Source organism: Pseudoalteromonas aurantia (assembly GCF_005886875.1).
GTDB lineage: Bacteria > Pseudomonadota > Gammaproteobacteria > Enterobacterales > Alteromonadaceae > Pseudoalteromonas > Pseudoalteromonas aurantia_A.
Genome location: NZ_PNBY01000079.1, coordinates 1 through 5,795 on the forward strand (window position 1 = coordinate 1; position 5,795 = coordinate 5,795).

General features: G+C 43.6%; 4 protein-coding genes and 2 tRNA genes. All 6 read right to left on the bottom strand.

All coding sequences use genetic code 11. The features are described 5' to 3' along the window. The coding region (rsxC, locus tag CWC18_RS15980) for an electron transport complex subunit RsxC (RefSeq protein ID WP_138675669.1) at positions 1-2,177 on the bottom strand (2,177 nt) is incomplete at its 3' end. 9 nt (positions 2,178-2,186) lie between these two features. Continuing rightward, on the bottom strand, positions 2,187-2,741 hold the full coding sequence (rsxB, locus tag CWC18_RS15985) for an electron transport complex subunit RsxB (RefSeq protein WP_119859618.1): 555 nt from the start codon (positions 2,739-2,741) through the stop codon (positions 2,187-2,189). A 2-nt stretch (positions 2,742-2,743) separates the two neighbouring features. After that, complete coding sequence (gene rsxA, locus CWC18_RS15990; protein WP_138593374.1) at positions 2,744-3,325, bottom strand: electron transport complex subunit RsxA; 582 nt, start codon at positions 3,323-3,325, stop codon at positions 2,744-2,746. Positions 3,326-3,515: 190 nt separating this feature from the next. After that, the gene (locus tag CWC18_RS15995; RefSeq protein WP_138593376.1) at positions 3,516-5,459 is read right to left on the bottom strand and encodes an EAL domain-containing protein; all 1,944 of its coding nucleotides are present in this window, start codon (positions 5,457-5,459) and stop codon (positions 3,516-3,518) included. A gap of 120 nt (positions 5,460-5,579) precedes the next feature. After that, positions 5,580-5,656, bottom strand: a tRNA-Asn gene (locus tag CWC18_RS16000). Positions 5,657-5,681: 25 nt separating this feature from the next. Further along, a tRNA-Asn gene (locus CWC18_RS16005) sits at positions 5,682-5,758 on the bottom strand. Between the last annotated feature and the right edge of the window lie 37 nt (positions 5,759-5,795).

A 5,795-nucleotide genomic window follows, 5' to 3' on the forward strand; every position in this document is an offset into this window, starting at 1 on the left:
GCTTTTTTGGCTTTTGCCCGAGCAATGGCGGCGGCAACTGCGGCTTTACGTGGGTCAACGTCGGCATCAGCATTTACTGGCTCGGCAGTGTCTAATTCAGATTTCGATTCAGGTTCAGCGTTGTTTTCATGTGGCGCTTCATCGCTGCTTTGTGTTTGCGCAAGCTTGGCCGCTTTTTTGGCTTTTGCACGTTCTATGGCTGCGGCGACTGCTGCTTTTCGTGGTTCGGTATCACTGTGTGTTTCCGCTGTTTCTGAGACTTCTTCAGGAACATTACCGTCAGAAGGCTTGGCTGCTTTTTTCGCTTTAGCGCGTGCAATGGCTGCGGCAACCGCTGCTTTGCGTGGATCTGCCTTCGTTTCATCAGGTGATGGTGTTTCAGAAGCGCAAGGCTTAGTGGTATCCAGATCTGTGTTTGTCTGATCATCCGATAGTTTTGCTGCTTTTTTCGCTTTGGCACGAGCGATGGCAGCAGCAACGGCAGATTTGTTATCGTTAGGCGTGTCATCATGTTGCTTTTGCGCTTTGTACTGACGAGCTTGCTCTTTACGCTTTTCACGCTCTCGCATCATTTCACTGTTATCAGGCTGCACACTGCCATCGGCCATTTTTTTGGCTTTAGCGCGCTCAATAGCTGCTTGAACCGCTGATTTTTCGCCTTGCTTTTGTGTCACGCGTGACAAGGCATCAGCAACCTTCGCTTTTTCAGCTGCGGGTTTGGCTGGACGAGAAGAGGTGCGTGAGTGGCGATTTTTACGTTCTTCTTGCTCTTGTTTCAAACGCGCTTTACGCGCTTCAAAGCGCACTTTGGCTCTCTCGGCATTGATCTGCTCTAGTTTTTGTTCTCGGATCTCCGCTTTTGCCACACGATAATATTGCACAAGTGGTATTTCACTTGGACAAACATAAGAGCAAGCGCCACATTCGATACAATCGAATAGGTTATAACTCTCTAATTTGTCGTACTCTTTACCTTTGGCAAACCATTGTAGTTGTTGTGGTAATAAGGTTTGTGGGCAAACATCAGCACAGGCGCTACAACGAATACAGGCTTTCTCTTCACCTGCATGTGCTAATTCTGAATTGTCTGGCGCTAAAATACAGTTGGTTGTTTTGACCACTGGGATCCGAACGGTTGGGAGCGTAAAGCCCATCATTGGCCCGCCCATCACAACGCGTTGCGCCTCGACGGGTTCAAACCCTTGGCTATCTAATAGATGCTTTATTTCAGTGCCAATTAATGCCCATACATTACGTGCATCTGTAATAGTACTGCCTGTTACGGTGACGACGCGTTCAATTAACGGTTTACCTTTAAATACGGCTTCACTTACAGCAAATAATGTACCGACGTTTTGCACCAACACACCTATGTCAGCGGGGATCCCGCCACTGGGTACTTCTTGAGAGGTGAGTACTTTGATTAACTGTTTCTCGCCACCAGATGGATAGACAGTGGGGATTGCTCTGACAATAATATTTGGATTATGTTTACTGGCATTTTGCAGCGCGCCGACAGCTTCAGGTTTATTGTCTTCAATCCCAATGATAGTGATTGTGGGCGTGAGCAAGTGCTGCATTATTTCAATGCCTTGTACAATCTGCTCTGCGTGTTCACGCATTAACATGTCATCGGCAGTAATATAGGGTTCACACTCTACGCCATTGACAATTAAGAACTCAATGGGGCGTTGACTCTCGGCTTTAATATAAGTTGGAAAACCAGCGCCGCCCATGCCCGCAATGCCTGCATTGTGAATTAGATCTATTAAAGCCTGATGAGATAGCTGCTCTATATTGGCTGCTGGGATGAGTTCAGTCCAAGTGTCTTTACCATCTGGTGTTAAAATAATACTCAATTCAGGTAATGCTGATGGATGAGCTGAGGGCATTGGAGCTATGTCAGTGATTTCGCCTGATGTTGGCGCATGAATCGGCAATGACCAATTCCCACTGGGTTGTGTAAGCGCTTGCCCTTTTAAAACATGTTGCCCTTTATTTACAATTAATTGCCCGTTTGCGCCAATGTGCTGTTTGAGCGGTAAAACTAGTTTAGACGGCAGGGCTAAACGTGCAATTGGCTTTTGGTTTGACAGTGTTTTTTGCTGTGGCGGGTGGATCCCGCCAGGAAACTGCCAAAGCGTCCCTCGTTCTATTTGTTCAAGTAATGTATCCACTTAAACCTCTTAATCTATTTGCGTCACGGAGATAGCATTAAGCTGCCATTTCCATGTTTGCTTTGTTTGTTCTACCGGAAGCATATCAATGCAATCAACTGGGCAGGGCTCTACACATAGATCACACCCTGTACACTCATCATCTATGACGGTATGCATTTGACGTGTTGCACCGACAATCGCGTCGACAGGGCATGCTTGTATGCACTTAGTACAACCGATGCATTCATCTTCTCGAATGTAGGCAACGGTTTTTATGGGCTCAGCTTCTTCTCCACCGGCAAGGGGTTTGGCATCAACTCCCATTAAGTCTGCGAGTTTTTTTACCGTGGCGTCACCACCTGGCGGGCATTTATTAATTTCATCGCCATTTGCGATAGCTTCAGCATAAGGGCGACAACCCGGGTAGCCGCATTGCCCACATTGGGTTTGAGGTAAAATAGCATCGACTTGTTCAACTATGGGGCTACTTTCAACACGATATTTTACGGCGGCATAACCTAAAATTATACCGAAGATGAGCGCTAATGAGCCCAGCGCGATTAAAGCATACATCAACGTCATCGTTATAACTTCACTAATCCTGAAAAACCCATAAAGGCGAGAGACATAAGGCCTGCGGTGATCATAGCGATTGACGCGCCTTTAAATGGTGCTGGTACGTCGGCAAGTGCTAAACGTTCACGTAATGCGGCAAACAAAACAAGTACTAACGAAAACCCGACCGCAGCACCAAACCCATACACTGCTGACTCAATGAGCGTATGCTCATTTTTTATGTTTAATAGTGCAACACCCAGTACCGCGCAGTTAGTTGTGATCAATGGTAAGAATATACCAAGCAGACGGTAGAGCGTTGGGCTTGTTTTACGCACCACCATTTCTGTAAATTGGACCACAACCGCTATCACTAGAATAAAGCTCATAGTTCTTAAAAAATCGAGTTCTAGTGGTAGTAAGATATATTGATTCACTAAATAACTGGTCACTGAGGCCAATGTCAGCACAAATGTTGTGGCTAAGGACATGCCTATGGCGGTGTCTAATTTACCTGATACACCCATAAATGGGCATAAGCCAAGAAATTGCACCAATACAAAGTTGTTTACCAGCACCGTGCCAATAAGCAACATAATATACTCAGTCATTAAAGCCCCTTTGCTAAAAACTGATGGATGGTCATTTGGTTGGGATTTTAGCAATTTTAAACGAGAAGATCATAATAAATACAAAGGCGTTTATTTAATATCTATCAGATTTGCGCGTTTTTGTTGACAGCCTAGTTAGTAAGTCATAATACAGATACGGTATTACGACTTATATAGATTAGCTCAATGCTTATATTTCTTTGGGTTTTTCGATGTAATAGCCTTGAACACCATCTAGGCAGAGGGTTTCTACAATGTGCTTTTCTTCTTGGCTTTCAATACCTTCGGCAAATACACTGACCCCGATCCTATGGGCAAGATCGACCATTAATCTCATAAAGTATTGGTTATTTTTATCTTCTTCTAAACCTCGGGTGTAGCTTGCATCCATCTTAATGAAATCAGGTTTCAAGTCTCGGAAGAATTTAAACGAAGTTAGGCCAACGCCAAAACGTTCAACGGTAATACGTGCACCCACGCGGTGCACCATATCAATAAAACGTTTACTCGCTTTAATATTTTGCTGTAAGCCAAATTCACTGACTTCAAAGACTAGTTTAGAGGCGATGTTAGCGTCTTTGAGTAAGCGTCTCTCAAGCCAAATAACAAATTGGTCACTATGAGCACTGGAAGCAGTTACATTGATGCCAAAAAACTTTTCAGTAAAGTTGCGTGTTTTAATTAATTCTAGTGAGCTGTCAATAATTAGCTTATCAATTTCGATTGCCATATCGAGCTTTTCTGCCATGGCAAGAAAGGAAGCCGTTGGCAGTATTTGACCTTCTTCTGTTTTAAAGCGCGCTTGAATTTCAGCATACGCTTTCACATTTTTACCAATGGGCATGATGTTTTGCATCATTAAGCTAACGCGTTTAGAGTCGATTACATCGTGAATGACTTTGCGCCAGTTTTGGTTACCAAATCCAGCCCCTACATTATTTATCAGATCCGATTCGCGCTGGATATGCCATGCATTGGCTTGTTTACTTTGTGCCATACTCATTGCGTTATCTACCACTGATAGGAGTTCTCCGAGTGGTTTGCCTGTTTCGTAAGGCACAATACCTGTGTTTGCTACTGAGCTGAGTTCTTGATTTTGCTGAAATTGCGTAAACCTTGCTTGTAAAGTTTCGCCAAAATGCTCAGCTTCTTTAGAAGGCACATTTGGTAATATAACCGCAAAATCAGAGCTATTTAAACGAAATGTTTGGCTGCCTGTATAGGTGCCGCTTACATGCTTTATTATGTCAGAGACTGACTTAATGTACTCATCGCCTTTTTGGTAGCCACGAGTTTGGTTGATAACTTGCAATTCGCTACAGCGTATCATTGCCAAAGTACCAAAGCTTTTCTTATTGCTAGACTCAATCTGGTGCTCGTAATATTCCACAAACATATTTCGATTGCCTAGCCCTGTTATTACATCTTTGTAGGCTTCTTGCTTAATACTTTGCGCGGCTGTTTGAATATCTTCTTGCTTACTTTTCAAAAAGTGGGCTAAGCGATTGAAAGAGGGGGCGAGTTCTGCACCCAAAGCCTGCATTTTCGTGGCATTGAATTCGTTTTCAATGCTTTCTGTAACCTGATTTTGCGTTATGTACACGTCAACGGCATTTGCAACGGTAATACTCACGTTCCGGTTTAAACGCTTATATATTGCTTTCATATAGATGATAGGAATAAATGCAACGAGTGCCGTGAGGACAAAAAGCAAGAGTAAGGCTTGCTGCAGCAGCTGAGCCTGACTTTGCGCATTAATCACAAATTCAATTTTGATATCTTTTGCGACATTGACAGAAAACTGGGGGCGAACGGCATTGATACTCGCTTCAATCATTTCAGCCAAAACAGGGAGTGGGGCAGCAGTATCGATATTTAACACGGTATCGCCGTTAAAGTCGCGAACGATAAATGTAGAAAACACATTGCCATTAGATAACGCCTGGCGAATATGTTCAGGTGTTACGTTATCCATCGTTTTATTTTGGATATATTGTGTCACCATAACTTGCGCACTTTGCTGGGCTTTACTTACTGAGGAGTCAAAACTAGAAGCAAAGAAAAATGTGCCAATCAATGAAAATGTTAGCCACAGAGACAATTGTAAAAATATAAGTTTTTTAAAACCAGCCATTGTTTTATCTATCTGTTAAGGAAGAAAAATTTTTTTATTTTTAAGTAACCAGTGATCGTTTTCGAAAAGCTTTTGTAGAGTAGTGCAAATAAGAGGAAATGTCTATTAGATTCGTCATATTGGCTCCCCCTCCCCGACTCGAACGGGGGACCTGCGGATTAACAGTCCGTCGCTCTAACCAACTGAGCTAAGGGGGAACTATATAAGAAATAACAGTGTAATTGGCTCCCCCTCCCCGACTCGAACGGGGGACCTGCGGATTAACAGTCCGTCGCTCTAACCAACTGAGCTAAGGGGGAACAATTATCACATAACGATTTGGCTCCCCCTCCCCGA